This window comes from Candidatus Williamhamiltonella endosymbiont of Tuberolachnus salignus (assembly GCF_964019775.1).
Classification (GTDB): Bacteria; Pseudomonadota; Gammaproteobacteria; order Enterobacterales; family Enterobacteriaceae; genus Hamiltonella; species Hamiltonella defendens.
In genome coordinates this window covers 706,363-726,057 of sequence record NZ_OZ026471.1, presented here as the reverse complement: position 1 = coordinate 726,057, position 19,695 = coordinate 706,363, and the positions used below count along the sequence as shown (strand labels likewise).

Annotated in this window: 19 protein-coding genes and 4 pseudogenes; 1 reads left to right on the top strand and 22 read right to left on the bottom strand. The window is 34.5% G+C overall.

All coding sequences use genetic code 11. From position 1 onward, the window contains the following. Positions 1 to 142: 142 nt before the first annotated feature. Positions 143 to 364, top strand: coding sequence for a hypothetical protein (locus AACL23_RS03425; RefSeq protein ID WP_100095996.1), 222 nt, complete (start codon positions 143 to 145; stop codon positions 362 to 364). Between the two features lie 49 nt (positions 365 to 413). On the opposite strand, the gene AACL23_RS03420 is transcribed toward AACL23_RS03425, so the two are convergent. The 22 genes and pseudogenes from AACL23_RS03420 to AACL23_RS03325 all read right to left on the bottom strand — a co-directional run bounded on the left by AACL23_RS03420 (position 414) and on the right by AACL23_RS03325 (position 19,693). After that, positions 414 to 845, bottom strand: a complete 432-nt coding sequence (locus tag AACL23_RS03420; protein WP_100095997.1) for a DUF29 domain-containing protein — start codon at positions 843 to 845, stop codon at positions 414 to 416. A 78-nt stretch (positions 846 to 923) separates the two neighbouring features. Further along, positions 924 to 1,883, bottom strand: coding sequence for an NAD-dependent epimerase/dehydratase family protein (locus tag AACL23_RS03415; RefSeq protein ID WP_100095998.1), 960 nt, complete (start codon positions 1,881 to 1,883; stop codon positions 924 to 926). Positions 1,884 to 2,139: 256 nt separating this feature from the next. Continuing rightward, positions 2,140 to 2,253: pseudogene (locus AACL23_RS10210) on the bottom strand (DUF6056 family protein); the annotation flags it as partial. Between the two features lie 56 nt (positions 2,254 to 2,309). Beyond that, the gene (locus tag AACL23_RS03410) at positions 2,310 to 3,737 is read right to left on the bottom strand and encodes a glucosyltransferase domain-containing protein (RefSeq protein WP_339050150.1); all 1,428 of its coding nucleotides are present in this window, start codon (positions 3,735 to 3,737) and stop codon (positions 2,310 to 2,312) included. Positions 3,738 to 3,743: 6 nt separating this feature from the next. Further along, positions 3,744 to 4,669, bottom strand: a pseudogene (locus AACL23_RS03405) (glycosyltransferase family 2 protein). A gap of 38 nt (positions 4,670 to 4,707) precedes the next feature. Then, positions 4,708 to 5,447 (bottom strand): annotated as a pseudogene (locus AACL23_RS03400) (glycosyltransferase family 2 protein). Between the two features lie 2 nt (positions 5,448 to 5,449). Beyond that, a pseudogene (locus AACL23_RS03395) lies at positions 5,450 to 6,769 on the bottom strand (mannose-1-phosphate guanylyltransferase/mannose-6-phosphate isomerase). Positions 6,770 to 6,782: 13 nt separating this feature from the next. Continuing rightward, a complete protein-coding gene (locus AACL23_RS03390) occupies positions 6,783 to 7,037 on the bottom strand; it encodes an SIS domain-containing protein (protein WP_202972859.1) in 255 nt (84 codons plus the stop codon). Continuing rightward, on the bottom strand, positions 7,025 to 7,210 hold the full coding sequence (locus tag AACL23_RS03385) for a hypothetical protein (RefSeq protein WP_100096002.1): 186 nt from the start codon (positions 7,208 to 7,210) through the stop codon (positions 7,025 to 7,027). The genes AACL23_RS03390 and AACL23_RS03385 overlap by 13 nt, the downstream gene beginning before the upstream one ends. Continuing rightward, on the bottom strand, positions 7,203 to 7,532 hold the full coding sequence (locus AACL23_RS03380; RefSeq protein ID WP_193432620.1) for a hypothetical protein: 330 nt from the start codon (positions 7,530 to 7,532) through the stop codon (positions 7,203 to 7,205). The genes AACL23_RS03385 and AACL23_RS03380 overlap by 8 nt, the downstream gene beginning before the upstream one ends. Positions 7,533 to 7,701: 169 nt before the next feature. Next, complete coding sequence (locus AACL23_RS03375) at positions 7,702 to 7,956, bottom strand: hypothetical protein (protein ID WP_422389640.1); 255 nt, start codon at positions 7,954 to 7,956, stop codon at positions 7,702 to 7,704. Positions 7,957 to 7,986: 30 nt separating this feature from the next. Further along, positions 7,987 to 8,181 carry a hypothetical protein gene (locus AACL23_RS03370; protein WP_171770458.1) on the bottom strand — a complete coding sequence of 65 codons (195 nt, stop codon included), beginning with the start codon at positions 8,179 to 8,181 and terminating at the stop codon, positions 7,987 to 7,989. A gap of 6 nt (positions 8,182 to 8,187) precedes the next feature. Further along, the gene (locus AACL23_RS03365) at positions 8,188 to 10,089 is read right to left on the bottom strand and encodes an HAD-IIIA family hydrolase (protein WP_100096003.1); all 1,902 of its coding nucleotides are present in this window, start codon (positions 10,087 to 10,089) and stop codon (positions 8,188 to 8,190) included. 31 nt (positions 10,090 to 10,120) lie between these two features. Next, the gene (locus AACL23_RS03360) at positions 10,121 to 10,921 is read right to left on the bottom strand and encodes a glycosyltransferase (protein WP_339050144.1); all 801 of its coding nucleotides are present in this window, start codon (positions 10,919 to 10,921) and stop codon (positions 10,121 to 10,123) included. Positions 10,922 to 10,951: 30 nt separating this feature from the next. Continuing rightward, positions 10,952 to 11,938: an SDR family NAD(P)-dependent oxidoreductase gene (locus tag AACL23_RS03355; protein WP_012737923.1), complete on the bottom strand. Its 987-nt coding sequence runs from the start codon at positions 11,936 to 11,938 to the stop codon at positions 10,952 to 10,954. A 171-nt stretch (positions 11,939 to 12,109) separates the two neighbouring features. Beyond that, entirely contained in the window at positions 12,110 to 13,156 is a 1,047-nt protein-coding gene (gene galE / locus AACL23_RS03350; RefSeq protein ID WP_012737924.1) for a UDP-glucose 4-epimerase GalE, read from the bottom strand. Between the two features lie 493 nt (positions 13,157 to 13,649). Beyond that, positions 13,650 to 14,828, bottom strand: a complete 1,179-nt coding sequence (locus AACL23_RS03345; protein ID WP_100096005.1) for a glucosamine inositolphosphorylceramide transferase family protein — start codon at positions 14,826 to 14,828, stop codon at positions 13,650 to 13,652. 475 nt (positions 14,829 to 15,303) lie between these two features. Further along, positions 15,304 to 15,648 carry a hypothetical protein gene (locus AACL23_RS03340; RefSeq protein WP_339050140.1) on the bottom strand — a complete coding sequence of 115 codons (345 nt, stop codon included), beginning with the start codon at positions 15,646 to 15,648 and terminating at the stop codon, positions 15,304 to 15,306. A gap of 391 nt (positions 15,649 to 16,039) precedes the next feature. Further along, positions 16,040 to 17,062 (bottom strand): sulfotransferase, encoded by a 1,023-nt coding sequence (locus AACL23_RS03335; protein WP_100096007.1) that lies wholly within the window; start codon positions 17,060 to 17,062, stop codon positions 16,040 to 16,042. Further along, positions 17,063 to 17,536 (bottom strand): glycerol-3-phosphate cytidylyltransferase, encoded by a 474-nt coding sequence (tagD, locus tag AACL23_RS03330; RefSeq protein WP_012737928.1) that lies wholly within the window; start codon positions 17,534 to 17,536, stop codon positions 17,063 to 17,065. Continuing rightward, positions 17,533 to 18,606 (bottom strand): EpsG family protein, encoded by a 1,074-nt coding sequence (locus AACL23_RS10205; RefSeq protein ID WP_422389619.1) that lies wholly within the window; start codon positions 18,604 to 18,606, stop codon positions 17,533 to 17,535. Before AACL23_RS10205 ends, tagD begins: the two co-directional genes overlap by 4 nt. Continuing rightward, positions 18,596 to 19,693: a glycosyltransferase gene (locus tag AACL23_RS03325; protein ID WP_100096009.1), complete on the bottom strand. Its 1,098-nt coding sequence runs from the start codon at positions 19,691 to 19,693 to the stop codon at positions 18,596 to 18,598. Before AACL23_RS03325 ends, AACL23_RS10205 begins: the two co-directional genes overlap by 11 nt. Positions 19,694 to 19,695: the final 2 nt, after the last annotated feature.

The window sequence follows — 19,695 nt, the reverse complement described above, 5'->3', positions numbered from 1 at the left end:
CGGTTGAGTCCCGTATTGTCGTCGCCATGGGTAATATCAAACATATTTGATCAAGATTTGAAAAAATTGATTTTTTCACCCAAAGTAAATCATATCAATCCCACAAAATATTTTTCATCATTATGGAGGCTAAAGAATAGTTATGATCAAAACTCATTTGTTGACTTTTATTCTATTATTGATTGTTCACTTTAACGCACAGGCAGAGCAGATACCAAGATGTTTACTCAATGAGTTTTCTCTGTTTCAAAAAGATGATCTCAAAACCATGCCCGAAAAGGAGGTTATGAATACATCTTCAAAAGAAAATAAAAAAGAATGCTGGAATACAGGAGGCACTTTTCATGTTTTTATCTGTCATTAAAATTTTTTATTTTATGAAGATTTTTCATTTCTTAAAACAATAGAAACCATTATTCTGGGAAAAATCCATTATCCATAATTTGATCAAACGTCCAAGGGCATTGATCAGGAAAAACACTTTCTGAGAGGTTTGTTTCTTTTTCAGCAGAAAGCCTTGCGTACTGGTATACGATTATAAGACGCTCTTCTTTTTTATTTCTCAGACTAGGATTTTCATTCAAGCAATCGACAAATTTTCTACGTTGTTCTTTAATCGTCAGCAGCCAGCTTTTTCCTCTTCGGCTGGGTTGATATTGCCATTTAAGGAGATGAGACAGTAGCTTTTCAAGTCTAGATTCCAGCTCCCTGCGTTCACTTCGACCCATTGCCTCTATTTCCTCCAACAAATTTCCGGTATCTAACTCATTAAAACGCTTTGTACGGAGCAAATTTGCCTGTTCTTGGCTCCATCCATAAAAATCATCATCATAAAGTGTGGTCATCACTTCCTCCATTTTTTATGAAGCATTAACGTCATGTTGACTCATTCTACATTGATCATCGGCATCAATCCGATTCATTCAAAATTCTTCACGCACTGTTCTAATAATCCCTTCTTTTAGAGATACGGGGGGTTTAAAATCATATTGTTTGATCTCATCTGATTTAAATTGGGTTCGAGCACAGAATTTCTCAATTCGAATACGGCTGATGGGATATTTTTCTCCTGTTATTTTAGCCAATAAATCGAAGCAGGAACCCGCCAATAAACCCAGGCTATAAGGCAACCGCAAATGATTTTTCTTTTTATTTAATGTATCGCAGATAATATCTGTTAATTCATTCATCGTAAAATCCGGTTTATCGACATAATTAAAAAGATAGCGATTGGGAGGCAAAGTGAGCACATACTGTAAAAATGCTGCTACGTTCTCGACATACGCCATCGATTTTTGATTCTCTCCCTTCCCGACCATCACAAATCGCCCTGAGGCGATTTGTTTGAAAAGATTATAGACATTCCCGCGATTATTTTCGCCAAACACCACGGTTGGCCTGACCGTAACCAAGGTTCGATTGAGATCTTTGGCCACCCATTCATCATAAACTTGCTCTGCGGCTAATTTTGATTTTCCATAATCATTAAAGGGATGATAAGCCCCGTCTTCGCCCGTTTCGTTTTCAACAAAACCATACACAGCCACGGAAGAAGTAAAAACCATATGCTGAATATTTAAACGCTCTGCGGCATCACACAGATTCTTTGCCCCTTGAACATTGACATCGTAGTACAGGCTCTTAGGTTCCACGTTATCTTGATGCTCAGCAGAAAGATTTATAATCATATCGATGCCTAACAAAGTTTTATCTAAGCTGGATGGTTGAGTCACATCAGCAAATTGCCATTTTTCAGGAAAGGCGGCGCTTTTATTTTTATCTAAAATAACAAAATCATTATTCGCCTCGACTAAACGCTGGCATAAACGAGTGCCAATAAAACCCGATCCGCCTAAAATGGCGATTTTTTTTGATGTTTTCAATTTTTTACCTTTATTTATTAAATCTCTTAAAAAATTAAATCAGTAAAATGACTTTATGTTATAACACTGTTCTAACAGAGATTGGATCTAAATCACTGCTTTATTTAAAAAATGCATGTAATTTAAGTTGTTGTATTAATCATCTATTAATATTTATAGGTCTCAGCTAAAACAGAAAAATTTCTTTTTTTAAAAAATTATATCAATTAATAAAAATTGTTTTATCAACAGTTCTTATTCCTGTATTAATATCATAAAAAGCAGCAATAAACATGTTCTTCCACATATAATTTGCTAATCCGACAATCCAGAAAGATGTTTATCCAGGATTTGGATTTGCGATCCAATAAAGTATGAAAATAAGCAAAAATGACATTACTGAAAACGTATTTTTATTATTAAATATTTTTATAACATTCAGCTTATTTAATCACATTTTTCCTTGTTAAAATCTATGACAATATTTTTTAAATCACTTCTAATAATGTAATGGTGATGAGTATCGGTAATAGGGATCAAACATTTTTTATTACGAGCTGATTTTGATTCTTCAGGGGTTGGTAGATGTCTTCCATTATTAATTATACCGTTTAAGTTTAATAAAAGACCAATCCAAGATTCAGAAAAGTGATGAGGTATTATTGAGTTAAGGAAAGGAAAATTCTTTTTAGCAATTTTTACCTCAGACGACTCAGTAAAAATACCATCAACAACTATCTTCTGGTCTTTAATGTCAATTTTATTAAAAATTCTACGGGCCATTTCTAATTCATATTTGTTTTGAGATAATAAAGCATTTGAGTAATTAGACATAATGGGTAATGCTGTGAGAAAAATAAATGTACCGATATAGGTACACATTTTATTTGACAGTCTTGAAATAAAAATTAAACATCCATATGGAATAAAAGATATACCAATAAGAACTCTTGGTGAAACATTTGTATTTTTAAGAAGTAAGGGAATTAATATACTTATAACTGGTAATCCAAATAATAAAAATATTAATATTAATTTATTGATGATTTTTACAGGTGAAAATAAAAAAAGAATGACAGATAAAAATGTTAATGTAGATAATCCATATACATTAAATTTTGTTATGCCATAATTTAGTATGGATACACTATTTTTTACGCGTCTTATGTTATTTTTTATTAATTCAAATGGGTTTGATGTAGAAAAAACCAAATCAGATCTAGATTCATCAATTTGTATTGAAAATAATATTTGAATTATTTTAAACATCAGCAGAAAGATAAAAAAACTCACTATTGATAAAAAAATATTTTTAATTACTTCCTGGTGTTTTTTGTCAATCAAATCTCTAATCGATTTTATGATACATAGCATAGGATATATGCTAATAGAAGACTGATAAGTGAAAGCTGAAACTAAAAGCCCTATTATTGATAATATTATAAATATATATTGATTACTAAAAAATAAAAAAGGAATAATACAAGCTATGACTGATATTGACATAGGTAAACAATCATAACGATAGGAAAGATTTTGTAAAATAAAGGGGCTCACTAAAGGGATGAAAGAACATATTTTTATTTTTTTTTGATCTTCTATTCCTGATATCTTGCAAGTAAAATACCCTGAGGTGGTGAATATCAATGCCGATAGAATAGTGGTATAAGGAAATAAATCGCCTATAATTGTGTTTAAAGAAAGCATTTGCATCAATAAAGTTGATAGAATTCTTCCATCATAGCTATGGTTCCAACCATACCCAGACATGGCCCTACCCATATCATCGATGTAATACACATTTGCCAGGATTAATGGAAATATATATATCAGTGTCAGTACTAGATAAAAAATCATATTTTTATTATCTTTCATAATTTACTATTTACTCCTTGTAATACTTTCTATGATATATCGTGGCCTCTTTTTACTTTCCATATAAATCCTGCCTATATACTCACCCAACACACCGATACCAATGAGCTGAACGCCTCCAAGAAAAGAATGGCTGTCATCAAAGAGGGGTATCCAGGAACAGGATTACCCCATATCAACTTATTAAAAATCATCCATGCCGCATAGATAAAAGCAACACCAGAAACGACAAGCCCGAGATATGACCAAATACGTAAGGGAACAGTCGAAAATGAAGTGATCCCTTCCAAAGCAAGATTCCATAATTTCCAACCATTAAATTGACTGACACCGGCAATACGTTCTGCTCGACTATATTCGACAATGTCTGTTCTAAAGCCTACCCAACTGAGTATGCCTTTCATAAATAAATTTCGTTCTGGCAGGGCTTTAATCTCGTCGACAACTTGACGAGAAAGCAAGCGGAAATCCCCTACGTTCTCTTCTATTTTTTGCGAAGATATTTTGTTATGTACTTTATAAAACATCGAAGCACTCATACGCTTCAAATAGCTATCTGCAGGGCGTTTTGACCTTTTGGCCAAGACCACATCAGCGCCTTTTTGCCATTTTTCAATCATCAGAGGGATCACATCAATCGGATCCTGCAAATCAACATCTATCGGAATCACTATCTCACCAGTAGCATGAACCAACCCTGCAAAAAGAGCCGCTTCTTTTCCAAAGTTTCTTGAAAAATTAATTAAAGTAACAAGAGGATCAGCAAGCGCTAAGGTACCAGCAATATCAGAGGTTTTATCCTGACTACCATCATTGATGAATATGATTTCAATTTCATACTGAGAGAGAGGCTGAAAATCACGAACCGTGTGATAAAAAATAGGGAGGGCATCTTCTTCATTAAAAACAGGAACAATCAAAGACAGTTTCATTTTTACTCCTGTAATCCTGAAATAAAAAATTTTTATCATTAAAAAAATTGAGGCAATTTATATAATTTTTTCTTTATAAACGTGATAAATCCGCCTAACTGATAACGCTGTATGACTATCATCTCCTCTTTAAACGAGGCATATTTATCTGAGAGACGTGTGCTAATGCCCCCCATTTTCATATAAACCAATATTTTGGGAATATAAACCACCGTTATTTTTTTTATCAGCATATAACGCACCATGGCATCATAATCTGCGGCAATTTTTAAGCTGAGATCATAGCCACCTAATGATTGGTAACATGACCTTTTCATATAAAAGGTGGGATGAGGGAGCATCCAACCTTGGTAAAACTTTTTATCAGTATATTCTCCACTGATCCAGGTTCGGACTAATCGCCTTTTTCCAAAGCGCGGGATATAGGCTAAATCACCATAAATGGCATCAGGATCATGCGTTTTAAAAGTATGGGCAATATCCGCTAATGCCTTATCATAAGCAAAGCAATCATCGGCATGGAGTAGGCCAATAATATCTCCTGTCGCTAATGAAATACCTTTATTGAGCGCATCGTAAGTGTCTTTATCTTTTTCTGATATGACTCGAGAGACACGTTGCCCATATTGTTTTTTATCAATGCCAAGGTGTTATCGGTTGAGGTGCCATCTACAATAATGTGTTCAATATCACGATAGGTCTGCTGATTGATGGATGTCAGCGTATCCAGAATCGTCAGTTCACTATTATAGGTGGCCGTAATAATCGTTATTTTCATTATTATTTTTTATCGTTAATAGAATTAATCCGTTTTATATCTCGTTCATCAAGGATAGCCCCTGTATGAACTTCAATAATTTCAAGCGGGTTTATTTTACAGGCGTTTTCAATCGCATGAGCTACCCCTGCAGGAATGTAAGTTGATTCGTTTTCTTTTAACAAATAGGTTCTGTCATCATGGTACACTCTGGCAGTACCTGAAACAACAACCCAATGTTCCGGTCGATGATAATGAATCTGCGTGGCGGTGCGCTCTTTAGGTTTCACGATCACTTTTTTGACACGATAATGTGCCCCTTCGGCTATCACCTCATGAGATCCCCAAGGGCGATAGACTTTTTTATGTTTTAAATATTCACTCCGGCCTTTGTTTTTAAGCTGATCGACTATTTGCCTGACCCTTTGCACCTGATCTTTATGTGCTACCAGTACCGCATCTTTCGTTTCGATCACGACTAAATTGTTAACACCCACCGTGGTAACCAGCTTACTTTGAGAATAAATATAACTGTTATAAGTTGTATCGGTTAACACATCGCCCTGCACGTTATTCCCTTGCGCATCTTTATCATTTACTTCCCATAGCGCCGACCAACTGCCGATATCACTCCAGCCTGCTTCCAACGGAACCACAACCGCATCAGCGGTTTTTTACATCACGGCATAATCTACTGAATCATCAGGGCAAACTTGAAAAGCCGTTTCATCTAAACGAATAAAATCGAGATAGATCATGATGCGCGCCCACTAACGCCTTTTGGCAAGCTATGAGAATATCAGGCCTATGCTGGTTTAGCTCTTCCAGATAACGGGAAGCTTTAAAAAGAAAGAGGCCCGAGTTCCAATCATAACCACCGGCCTCTAAATACTGTTTTGCTGTTGCCAAATCGGGTTTTTCAACAAACCTTAAAACTTTATAGGCATGATCACCCACATTTTCGCTTCTCTGGATATAACCGTATCCTGTTTCTGGAGAATTTGGCACAACACCAAAAGTCACTAATTTACCTTCTGAAGCCAGAGGTTGTGCAATTTGAATCGCACGAATAAAAGCGGAATCATCTTGAATGCGGTGAATTCGCAGCCAACACCAAAAAGTAACGAATCTTCCCCCTTGTTGCTTGCATATAGCGCGGCCAAGGTAATCGCAGGGGCAGTATTCCGCCCTACTGGTTCTAATATAATTCCACTGTGTGACAAAGTTTGTTGTAATAAGGTTAATTCAGAAGTGAGTGTTAAAAATTGCTTAGGATAAAGCTCACGGGAGAGAGGCCACAAGCGACTGCTTGAGCCTCCGGCTATGATAATGTGGAGACTCATAATAATGAGTCCCTTACAATATGCTCAAAGCTTTCATTACCATATGACCAAACATCAAGTGGACATCTTCGCAAAGCTGCATATCAAATGTAGGAACTAAAACAGAATATTTTGCTTGATGTATTAATTTCCCTCCGTCATATCCGACCACCCCTAAGGTGTCAATATTATTTGCATTCGCGTATTCAACAGCGCGTAAAATATTAGAAGAATTTCCACTCCCACTGATCGCAACAAGGAGATCTCCTTCATCCGCTATTGCTGCCAATTGTCCTGAAAATATATCTTCATAAGAAAGATCGTTTCCAAAAGCGGTTTGGCAAAAAATTTTTCTTTAATAAGCTGAATCCCTGCTTCAAAAGCATTCAGATTAAGTTCTTTTCCCAGATTGGCGTGAGAAATTAAATAATCAGAGATATTAAAATTTTTTTTATCAGTCACAATATCTGTCCTTCGGAAGGTTGATAAAAAACGATTTGAGCACCATTTCGATCAAAATGGCTTTTTTGATCCTGTCATGCGTTTCTGGTGGGGCAAAGAACAGGATACATCTCCCATTATCTGCCCCCAAAATTTTTCCACCTAAAGCGGCGCCATGAGTCATGCCTTTTTGATACCAATCATCAATTTGAGGATCCGTAATGCCATTAGCCAACTGAGATTTAAGACGCCAATTCTCGTCTAGCATAGCGCCAAAATTTTTTAAAGAATGAGACTCGAGTTCTTTCTTAATCTCAAAAGCCAGTTCAACCATACGCCGCATTAATGGTTTACAATCAGAACAAGCGATTGCTTTCGATTGTTGTGCAAGAATGGCGGACGCACTGCGTGTTCTACTCGGTATAGAAAACCAGAATAGATGATTCTAACTCCCTTAATAATTCAGGTTTGCAAATAACTGGGTCCACCGATACTGATTCATCAGCGTGGAATCATATCAGATTAAGTCCGCCATAAGCCGCCACATATTGATCTTGCTTACCTATGGGTTCACCACATTTTACGCTCTCTATTTGACAAGCCTGTCTTGCTAAGGTCTCCTTGGAGACAAAAGAGTTTTTGAACGCATACAACGCATTTAATAGACCCACTGTGTAGGTGCTGGAAGAGCCTAACCCCGATCCTTTTGAAGGAATATCGGCTATCGAGCTGATTTCAAGGCCACCTGATATGCCTGTGAGCGTCAGTGCTGCACGTACGAGCGGATGTTGAATTTGTCAGGGGAAGTCTACTTCTTCTGTTTTCGAATAATTAATCCTGATCCCTGCGTCAAATTTTTTATTCACACAAATGTACATATATTTGTCGATTGAAGTGGAGAGAACGGCTCCCAGCTCTTCTCGATAAAAGGCCGGTAAATCACTTCCCCCACCGACAAAGCTCATTCGCAAGGGAGTTTTACTGACTATCATTTTTTATTAATCCGAAAAAGTGATGCTATAACGAGAACACTGTGCAGCGGCCAATACATCCGGTACTTCATCCTCTTCCCGAGAGGCGATACATTGATCAATCTCAGAGGCATCATAACCTCGCCACTGATATTCAAAATGCATTCGTTGGTGTCGAATTTTTTGGGAAACATCTAGGTGTAGTCTATGCGGGGTCATTTCTCTTAAGGCGGGATGCAGCAAAGCGGGAACCCCTTCTAATATCAGAAGATCATCAGGCCCAATCGAAAGAGAGCGAGTCGAAACTCGCTCTCTTTTTTTTCGATCCCACAGCGGAAGTTCTAAGTTAACGCGTTTATCTGTGCTCAGTAATGTTTTTAAAAAAGAAATCAAACGATCAAGATCGTAACGTGATAAGACCCCTCCGCCCTCTCTGCGCTGCTCTTTTGCTTTAAGCCAGGCATCTAATGGAAGAACGTGAACGGTGCGCCCCATCGCTTCCATTAATTCTTTCAGCACTTGAGATGCCATGGTTTTACCCGAGCGCGAAGGCCCGCCCATCAGCATCATACGAGACTCTTGTAACTCGATGGCAACCGGCATCAATCTTTTTACGACATAGGCATGACCGGATAAAATCCAGTCTACCGCAGACAGAATGTCATCACAGATATAATCAGGAATTACTGGATATTTGTTGTCTAGCCCAGCATGGCCCGTGCGCAACAATATGGTACGTACGCCCGCGCGCTGACCCGCCAATATATCGCTGGTGGTATCCCCTATGATCCAGGAAGGCCGACGATCAATATTCAATTCCTTGATGGCTTGATCAAGAAGTCCTGAGTTAGGTTTTCGGCAATTGCATACTTTTTTAAGCTCAGGGATTTCTCCTGAAAAGCCTGAGTCTGGATGATGGGGACAAAGGTAAAGGCGATCAAGATAAGCTTGGTCTTGCCCAAGCAAGTGATCCAGGTGAGCGTGAATCTGACGCATGTCTTCCCAAGTGGCCGTTCCTCTGGCAAGTACAGATTGATTTGTCACACAAATAGCCAGATATCCGGCACGGTTAAGCCGATGAACCGCTTGACCCGCCCCTGGCAAAAGCTCAAGCTGTTTTGCAGAAGACAAATAATTCACTTCTTTATTGAGCGTACCATCTCTGTCGAGAAAAACCGAAACACGTTGCTGACGAAAAGATAATCGCTCTGGCAAACCCGACATCAGATCTTGCTCTACTTTCTTTAAGCGCTCTGGTGTACCTGTATCTTTGATGTATTCGAGGGTAATGTAAGCCTTAAATTTATACCCTTCTGTTATCATTGATTGAATGATATCTTTAACGAGGTCATATTGACCCTGAGCTGGAATGAAGTCTATCAAATACTTTTTTTGTAGTACGAAAAGTGCTGCATTTGAAACATTTTCATAACACACGTCTGTTGGGTGAGGATAAGGTCTTATGGCCTTAATATAGTTGGCTTCGTCAAGTTGCAATAAATCTGAATGATGAGAATAATCGCAAGGATGCGCTACAAGCGTTCCTACAGCATCGGTTTCAATTCCCGCCTGCCATAAACGTTTCAAATCGATATCAGCATAAGTATCGGCATAAAGCACTAAAAATTTATCTTTCAATACATGAAGAGCATCTCTCAGTGCACCTGCTGTGCCCCTCGCATCGGCCTCTTCAATATAAGCAATTTCAACGCCCCACCTTGAGCCATCACCAAAGTAGGAGCGTATTACTGCTGCTTGATAGTGGACTAATAATGCAATTCGCTCAAAACCGTGCTGTTTACATAATTCAATTTGGTGCTCAAGAACGGGTTTATCTAATATTGGCACCATAGGTTTGGGTAAAGAGCCCATCATCGACTTTAATCTGGTACCTAACCCTCCCGCCAATATAGCGACCTGACAATCCATGATATTCCTCAAAAACGTGATTGAATAGAATTTATTGAGGGCGAAGCATCAGTGCCTTGTAAATAAATTCATATATTTTTTTTGGTAAAAAAGCCCAGCATCCAATCATAACGATGCCTGAAACACGGCGAATGAAATAATTTAATTTAAAATTTTTAATCCTTGCCTTGAGATTAAAACGCCAATTAACATGGGCTCGATTTAAGGTTGACTGCCTATATTGGATGAGGATTTTGTCAAGATTAGCGAATTTTATACCTTTGTTAATCAGTCGAAGCCATAATTCTAAATCCTCAGCATATTTAAAGGTTGTATCGTAGCCACGTAAGTTCAATACCAGATCACGCTTGAACATCACAGTAGGATGTGCAAGAGGATTGATAAAATGACTTTTTTTGATGATGTCATTGTGAGCCTTGGGATAAAATTTAAACCCCAATCTATTTAAAGAGTCATCAACAATTTCAACAGCACCACCCAATACGTCGATGTCTTTATTCTTAGATAAAAATTCAATCTGTTGAGCAAGTCTATCTGGCATACAGATATCATCGGCATCAAACCTTGCAACCCAATCGCCGCGAGCCTTTTGAAGCGCTAAATTTAGACTGGCCGCCAATCCCAGCCTGTTTGGCGGCTTAACATAAACAAAGCGGCTATCTTGTAAACAAAGTTGTTTACAAAAATCTGCGAGCGCTAGATCTGTGCTGTCATCAACCACAATGCATTCAAAATTTCTAAAAGTTTGTTTAAAGAGACTTTTCAAACTGGCTTCTAATACGTTAATTGATTCATTGAAGGTTGGAACAATGATTGAGACAAGAGGTTGCATAAATTTTCTACTGTTGTTAATAATGAATATTTATTGACCAAGCTGATCTGCTATTTCATTGATAGCAGATCGAACGGCTTCAGCAGATCCTAACTTTGGCTGCCAACCGTAGCTTTGCAGTTTTTCTGTTGAATAATGAAATTTAGGTACATCTCCAATCCAGCCTTTATTGCCTTTACCATATTTAATTTGAGCTAGCGGATTAATACGGGAAACCACCTGTTCTGCGATCCATTTTACGGTCACCCCTGTATCAATCGGCCCAATATTAATCACCTCACGTTTTGAGGTATCTGTTCTTGCTCTGAAGGCGATCATTGCAGAGATCAGATCTGAAACATGGAGGTAAGCTTTTTGCTGCGTACCATTTCCAAGCACTTCTAAACACTCAGGATTCGCGATAAGTTTATGAATAAAATCATAGATCACTCCATGTGTAGCGGGAGCCCCAACCACATTGGGGAATCTAAAAACACAAGCTTTATCAAGTTCAGCTTCACAAGAGGCACTGATCAATGCCTCTGAGGCTAATTTCATCGCACCATAATTCGAGATAGGCATCAAGGGCCCGATATTTTCATGCAACTGTTGATCACCCAGATCCCCGTATATAGCGGAACTCGAAGCAAAGTAAAGCTCTCTTACGCAATGTAATTTCATCGCTTTTAATATTTCCACCGTCGTTAGGAAGGTATCTTTAAGATCAATGTCTCCATCAGCAACGCCAGCAGAAATATCAGAATTGGCAGCAAGATGCCAAACCTCTGATATAGTGCCTTGCTTAGCGGCTTCTTCGAAGGTATATGATGTGTCATCACGCTGAGATAAATCGGCAGATAGCAACTTAAAATCAGGATTATTGACATGCCTTTCTAGATAACGCTTCTGTCCTCTGGAAAAATTATCAACCGCAACGACCCTTTTTCCTTCATTAAGCAGGCACTCACATAAATGAGAGCCAATAAAACCTGCAGCTCCTGCGACTAGGGATATAGGAATATTTTTTTTATTGTGCATTTAATTAGTACCTAATGAAAATTAATCAAAAATTTTATTCAAAAAAATAAAATGGAAGAGGCTCTATGTAGAAAGACCTAAGGTTTTTTTATCTATCTTTTTGATAAAAAAGAATATTATTTTTTTCATTATTATTCTGAAGCAAGGGCAAATTTTTTTAAATGATTAAATTTAAAGTAAGTTAATGTTTTCAACAGTACTATAACCGTTAGGATTCTGTGATTGCCAACGCCAGCTATCATCAACCATCTCTTGTAGAGAATACTTTGCTTTCCAGCCTAAATCCTGAAAAGCTTTTGCAGGGCTAGACCAACATTCCGCAATATCACCAGAGCGGCGTCCAACAATTTTGTATTGGATAGTTTTACCTACCACTTGTTCAAAAGCAGCAATCATTTCTAACACGCTAGTGCCTTTACCAGTGCCTAAGTTATAAATATGTAAGCCTGGTTTTTGGCTTACATGGTTCAGTGCCGTGATATGAGCATCTGCTAAATCCATCACATGAATATAGTCACGCACACCAGTACCATCAAGCGTTGGGTAATCGACACCAAACACCATGACTTCTTTGTATCGACCAACGGCAACCTGTGCAATATATGGCATGAGATTGTTAGGGATACCTTGAAAATCTTCACCGATTAACCCTGATTGATGAGCACCAACAGGGTTAAAATAGCGCAGTAGTGTAATTGAACATTCGTCGTGAGTAATATGTAAATCGGTTAAAACACGCTCTACCATATATTTACTGGTGCCATATGGGTTCGTGGTTGCACCTACTTTAGATTGTTCAGTAAGCGGAACTTTTTCTGGGTCACCATACACTGTCGCAGAAGAGCTAAAAATAAGGCTTTTTACGCCAGCTTTTTGCATACATTGAACCAACACCAATGTCCCATAAACATTATTGTCATAGTACTCAATTGGTTTTTGTACTGATTCACCAACCGCTTTAAGCCCTGCAAAATGGAGCACGGAAGTTATGTTGTGCTGAGTAAAAATCGCATCAATGATCGATTTATCACGCACATCACCTTCATAGAAAGTCGGTCTTGTTCCCGTAATCGTTTCAATACGGTTTAATACCTCAGGGTTGGCATTACATAAATTATCTAAAATAACAGGTTGGACACCTTGCTCAATCATCTGTACACATGTGTGGCTACCAATATAGCCGAGGCCACCCGTGACCAATACTTTTACATTATTCATTTTCACCTCTGTGAAATTAGTACTTACTAGACATAAGTGAGTAGAGCGGCGCTTGCCTTTCGGTTGGTAGTCACCCCCTCGTTAGAACCTCATCGTGCCCTACGACAACCCAGATATCTATCCTAACGAGTTCTGTTTTCGTATTATCTTTAAAATTCGTCGTTTTCATGAATTTTTTTACGAATTTCACTCAAGTTAACTTTGTGTAAAACTCGTTAGGGAAACAATCATGGCTTCCTGAACAGGCACAGCATCGTTTGCAAACGATGAACAATAATGGTTGTACTAAACAAACATCATCACGTTTTTACCATTTATTAAGCGGTCATTTCAGTGACACCATAACGTTTAGCCAATGTGAATGCTCTTTGCTTGCCTGAATTACGGTTCTAGTTGGAGTTGCCTGGCAGGAGCCTAATCAATCAAGCTAATCTGCTTTCGATTATGTGCCTCAGTAGCTATTTTGGCCATGAACCGAGTGAATGACGAGGATCTATGAAATGATCCGGGACCGAATAGATGCCCATATTTTTTTAAAAATACGACGGGCATTTCTTAGTAATGAAGCAATATCTTTATTAATGATTTTTAAATCAGTAATTTCTATTTCATGGGCAAAATTATACGTATGCATTGCAATTGCATTTTTTGGTAAGTCAAACTTAGAGATAAGTTCTTCACGGTACTTATATTTTTCAGATAATTGGGTGATCTTCATTATATTGACTTTAAAACCATATCGACGAGAACAGTCTTGTGATACGCGATATAAGTTACCTGCTTTACTCACATAAATAGAACCGGCATTACGTGCTAAAGCAATATCATGAACAGCAGGCATATCAGAAATACGCCTAAAGGGTTTCTTTAATGGATCTTCACTTATAAATATTGTTAATTCATCCCCATAAGAAGCACCGTAAACTTTTTCACTAGTGAGCAAATACCACATATTTTCATTTTTAATCAAGACTGTATCAACGGCTTCTATATTACCAATAAGTGTTTTTACTTTATCCCACTTATATGGAAATTCATTACACTTATAAAGATCTACTGTGTGATTATTTGATGATTCAGGAACCATGTACAATTCAGAGTTAATCTCAAATATATAAGGGAAAGAAAGATGATAGCTCTCATTAATAATCTTTTTAATATTTATTATTTTATTTTTTTCTGTATCTAACTCACCAGCGCAAATGTATCCTCGGTCTACATCATAATTTAATCCCTCATAAAATAAATAGTATTTATTATCACAATAATAAATAAAGGGATCTGCCATTAATTCATTTTTTTTAAATTCAATGATTTTCCAATCTTTATTGCCAATTTTACGATATGCTATAACCCATTGATTTGGCATAAAAAATTTAACAAAGATATTTTTTAAAATTAAGCAAAAATAGTACAAAAAATATTCTATAAATAATATGCGTTTAGGGTTGATAGTTTTAATTTTTTGATTAAATCTTTTTTCAAATAAAGTAATTTTTTCATTAATGAGCTTTTTGTTTTTTGTAAACGAAACTCTATTCGGTAGTAAGGATGATTTTATAACACTACCATCAGGGAATGAAAATTCTAATGTTAATTTATCATAAAATAAACATGAATTTACTACTTCAGCATCGATGGATTTACCACTACCAATCTTTATAGAAATCAATATTTAGCTCCATTTGCATTAAATTAAAACTTTTGGATAAAAGTTATATTTCACGTTGAAGGTTTTTTATTAATATTAAATTTAATTATTTTAGCTTATTTATTATTTTATATAATTCAATGAATAATTTACCTTTCATACTGATAGGACAATTACCTTCCCATTCTGTAAATAAAATTCCGCCAAATTTAGATTTAAACGAATCTATACCCATTTTATCCTCAGTAAGTGAAACGCCACCCATATCATAAAGCTTGTATCCCTTTTCTTTAAAAAATGAAATTGCTTCAAAATGTAATGTGCGATTGGCTCTGCCAATTAAATTTCTTTCCTTGCCATCTTCTCCACGAAGAGAAACAGAACATTTTAGCCTAGCTCTATTATTGTCTACGAAATAAACATTAAATACTACAATTCTATTGTCTTTTACTGCTTTAAAGAATGCAATATTTTCTTTTTTTCTAACAAGACTTTTTTACAGTTCATTAACGTTGGTACCAAGGTTTTTAAATTTATTAAACTTATTAAATAAAATGATAAATTCGACAATATCTTTCTGATTAATTTTTTCATTTATTAGAAACAATAATTTATCATCTCGATAACATTTATTAATTTCATTACGGGTATTTTTTGCAAATTTTTTAAAAATATCATTCAAATTTTCATTTAAATTTATTTGTAACGTGTAAAATTTTTGGAGATTAGGAAGTTGCGTATCTACTTGATAACATTTTAATATATCATACTCTGATTTTTTAATTAAGTCGTTGTATAATAGCCTGATATTATCATGATAATGACATTCTAAAATGTGCAAACTATCATCTTTGATATTCTGATGTGAACATGATATATGACAGCCTCTAGTAAATTTTTAGAATTTTAGCCTATTAAGATAAAAAATATAATTGTGTTAGATGATTGTTATATTTAATAAATTCTTTATTTTGCCTGTTTTATCTTTGGAAACTGGCGATGCTATGATACTCAGGTATATTAGTTGAAATATGCGTTTGCGGGCCAAACATAGATGCCTCCATTTTTGATCCCATATTTTTTCACATCAGTGGTTTGATCACAGTTTTGGTATATGGTTTTCTTTTATGAAATGAACTTTAGCGAACTTGAAAAGTTTAATATAACTGAAGTGTATAAACCAAAAACATCAAAAGTATAACAGATAACATTCTTCATAATTAATTCTTTTATTATTTGTATAAAAAATTATAACAAAACTCAACAAGCTCCGTTTCGATAGAAGCGATTTCAATATTATATTTAGAATATTTACTTTTTAAGTTTGTATTGTCTTTTGATATTTTTGGATCAAAATATTTATATTTGTTAGTATGTTTAATGCTTTTAAGACAACAAAAGTCACATACTTTTTGTACTGTTTGATCATATTTATAGATGAAGTCTTCAAAAGGCAATCGTAGAACGCTTTTTTTATCTTCTTGATCAAATTTTTGATGTTCTCTAAGGATTTTAAACCAGTTAATATAGTCATGAATATTTTCAGTAGGAATCCACTTCTCATTCCAAAGACATTTATTTAAAAGATATAAATCACGAGGATCACGATCAATAACAATAATTTTTAAATCGTCAAAATACTTCAAATAATGATGAGTATTATTAGGTGGAACAAGTTGATCAAACATTACATACTCTTTTAAATCGTAATTAGATGCATTGATTAAATTTCGCAAATACTTACGAGTTTCTATATAAAATTTCTCTCTTGGGTAAGAATAATACATTTTTTTATTAAAAATCTTTCCATAAATTTTTGCCCCACCTTCTTTCATACCTAGAATTTTTTTCTGATAAAATCTCTCAAGGTAATATATAAATTTTTTAATAGACGTATCACTAATAACATCTTGATGAAAAAAACCGTTCCACTCTATATTAATAATATTTCTTAAATATTCGTTTGTAATTTTTTTAAATTTCTTATTAAAAAAATTCTCATATGGATAAACATTACTTTTGCTAAGAAAATTTATATACTTTATATAGTTATTGATATGGTAACTTGTAGTTAATCGATTATTATTTTGGACAATCCCATAGTCTAAATCTCTAAGTCCATGAGGATCGTGCAAAAACCTAAACTCGAAATTTCCAAATGAACAAACATTAGAAAATTCTTTTAGTAAATCGGAAACAACACTTGAACCCGTACCACCATAACCAGTACATGTGATTACCTTTGGTCCTAACATTTACTTATTAGCTCCAGATATTGCTTTTATAATATCAAAAATATTGTGGACTGATTCTTCAAGCTCTCGCAGTTTTTGAAGTGTAATGACAGATAATTTATTTTTTATGTCAGTTGTAGAAACGTTTTCAGTTCGTTTTAGATAAATAACTTCACATATATCATTTAAATCATCAAAATGACCTGTCCAGTCATCTCCTATTCCTAGGATGTTGACTTTATTATTAATGATATCTGATCTTTTTTGTTCCCATGTATTTTCGGGAAGAACCAAATCAACATATTTGCAAGATTCAACTATTTCTTTTCGTTCTTCATAGCAAAAAAATGATTTCTTGTCTTTAAGTTGATTGAAACCGTCAGTGGAGATTACAACAATCAGATAGTCACCAAGTGCTTTTAGTCGCTTCAAAAGACGAATGTGCCCTACATGGAAAAGATCAAATGTTCCGTATGTTATAACTTTTTTTATCAATTGATATTGCCTGAAAATTGATCTGTGAACCAAGGACGGTTTAAAATATAACAAAAATAGAATAACCCATAGCTTATAAATAATAGGCTGAATGTTAATTTTTGTTTTATATGTGTATATATATGCATATAAAGTATCGGGAGTATATACTGCAACGGAACATAGATTCTGATAGCTATCTCTCTATTAAATGATAGAAAAACAGATACTGATAATATTAACACATATAACTTTAATAAATCTGTATATATTTTATTATTTATTCTATATTTGTAAAAATACAAGAAAATTAACAGATGGGAAAAATATAAAAAAATATACATATGTATGGTCGATATTGAACGTTTCGCATTAAGATGTATATGTTTGGCCAATGTTTTTTGTACTATATGGTAATCTCCATATTTATTTATTATAAACAGTCCAAAATCATCTAAGAACAATAACAATGCAATAATAAAAATAAAAAATATTGCTTTAAGATTTATAAATCTAGAGAATACTAATAACAGTAAAAAAATAATGTTTGAATAATGGATAAGTGTAGAAAATATAAATAGAAAACCCGAAAGGAAATTTATTTTTTTTTTATTTAAATAAACAGCCAACCCTAACAAAAAAAATGAAATACTGATAGGTTGTCTAAAATAATTAATTATTCCAAGAAGCGGTGTTAGACTAAATAAAAGAAACCATATAAATATGGTTATATGAGATTTTACATTTTTACCAAATATGATATACGCAAAAAATATATTTACCCCATAAATTAATGATAAAATCAGTAAGTATGCAGTTGGATTACTAGTAATTAATTGAATTAACGAAGTTATAACTACAAATAAGGGTTCAAAATTATTGTTATTGTAAAGAAAATTTTCTACATAATCTCTGGTATCTGAACCAATTGAGTAATCACGCAGCCCAAATAATGTCACATATATTATTATTAATAATAAGGAAACAAATATAGAAAAAGAATTGTTTTTAATTATTGCACAAAAAACAGCTATTAATAAATAAATTAACGATAAATTTAATAAAAAAATTGGACTATATTCAGATATCATCTTTAAAAACCTGCGACCAACTCTTAGCTATGGATGATATATCAAAGACATTCATTTCTGAATAAGCTTGCCTTATAATTCTATTTCTTAAATTTTCATCATTAATTAAAAGATCAATCTTATTCGCTAATTCTTGTACATTTGAGATATCAACTAATATACCATTTATCATATCATTAATTAATTTTTTTCCGCCACTTGTTTTTGTTGAAATAACAGCACATCCTTGAGATTTTGCTTCAAGTATACTCAATGGCATTCCTTCAAATAAAGAAGGTAATATACTTATTGTTGATCTTCTAAGATATTTCACTATATCATTTGTTGACTCATAAAATGATATATTTTTTAATTCTAAATTTTGAGCTAGTGATATGCATTCTTCTTTATCAGATCCATCACCTACAATCTGTAATTTCCAATTTTTATGTTTGGGCTCAATTATTTTCCAAGCTTTTATTAAATCGTCAACGCCTTTCTTCTTGGTTACCCGTCCAACAAAGATTACAACTTTATCATACTCGTTCGCTGCTCTTATGTAAGTTGGGATTGGGCATGGATTAAAAATAAATTTTATTTTTTCATCTTTTACAACATCTGGTGTAGTGTCGGTATTTTTGAATAAACAGACTACATCATCAAATACATCAAAAATCATGCGAACTCGATGCTTAGTGGTACGGCGAGACATATAAAATGTTTCGAATTCATTATTTCCACCATGAGAGAAATAAACAAGCTTAATATTTTTAAAAAAACCCAATTTTCTCCAAAAATAAATAGGTTCTATATAAGCTGATTTATTTACAATTAGGTATGAGCTTTTTGCTTCTTTTAAAATAGGAAGAATTAAGAGCAAATTTATGGGTAAAGCTAATATTTTGTTCTTGAAAATATATTTTTTAATTTTGAAATTTATATTTTTCTCTAAGCCAAAATATGCTTTACCAGGAATAACTGATAGTATTTTACAATTAAAGCCCATTTGTGAAAAATAGTTAGCCCATAAACTGATTACTCGAACTACACCGCCAGCACTAACCATACTTTCAGTTAAAAATACTAATTTTTTAATCCTGTTTTTCATCA

What these genes read in the sequence shown, in the direction of transcription:
- AACL23_RS03425 (WP_100095996.1), top strand. Translation starts at nt 143, where the DNA reads ATGATCAAAACTCATTTGTTGACTTTTATTCTATTATTGATTGTTCAC.
- AACL23_RS03420 (WP_100095997.1), bottom strand. Translation starts at nt 845, where the DNA reads ATGACCACACTTTATGATGATGATTTTTATGGATGGAGCCAAGAACAG.
- AACL23_RS03410 (WP_339050150.1), bottom strand. Translation starts at nt 3,737, where the DNA reads ATGAAAGATAATAAAAATATGATTTTTTATCTAGTACTGACACTGATA.
- AACL23_RS03380 (WP_193432620.1), bottom strand. Translation starts at nt 7,532, where the DNA reads ATGCGGCGTATGGTTGAACTGGCTTTTGAGATTAAGAAAGAACTCGAG.
- AACL23_RS03370 (WP_171770458.1), bottom strand. Translation starts at nt 8,181, where the DNA reads ATGATAGTCAGTAAAACTCCCTTGCGAATGAGCTTTGTCGGTGGGGGA.
- AACL23_RS03365 (WP_100096003.1), bottom strand. Translation starts at nt 10,089, where the DNA reads ATGGATTGTCAGGTCGCTATATTGGCGGGAGGGTTAGGTACCAGATTA.
- AACL23_RS03360 (WP_339050144.1), bottom strand. Translation starts at nt 10,921, where the DNA reads ATGCAACCTCTTGTCTCAATCATTGTTCCAACCTTCAATGAATCAATT.
- AACL23_RS03355 (WP_012737923.1), bottom strand. Translation starts at nt 11,938, where the DNA reads ATGCACAATAAAAAAAATATTCCTATATCCCTAGTCGCAGGAGCTGCA.
- galE (WP_012737924.1), bottom strand. Translation starts at nt 13,156, where the DNA reads ATGAATAATGTAAAAGTATTGGTCACGGGTGGCCTCGGCTATATTGGT.
- AACL23_RS03335 (WP_100096007.1), bottom strand. Translation starts at nt 17,062, where the DNA reads ATGTTAGGACCAAAGGTAATCACATGTACTGGTTATGGTGGTACGGGT.
- AACL23_RS10205 (WP_422389619.1), bottom strand. Translation starts at nt 18,606, where the DNA reads ATGATATCTGAATATAGTCCAATTTTTTTATTAAATTTATCGTTAATT.
- AACL23_RS03325 (WP_100096009.1), bottom strand. Translation starts at nt 19,693, where the DNA reads ATGAAAAACAGGATTAAAAAATTAGTATTTTTAACTGAAAGTATGGTT.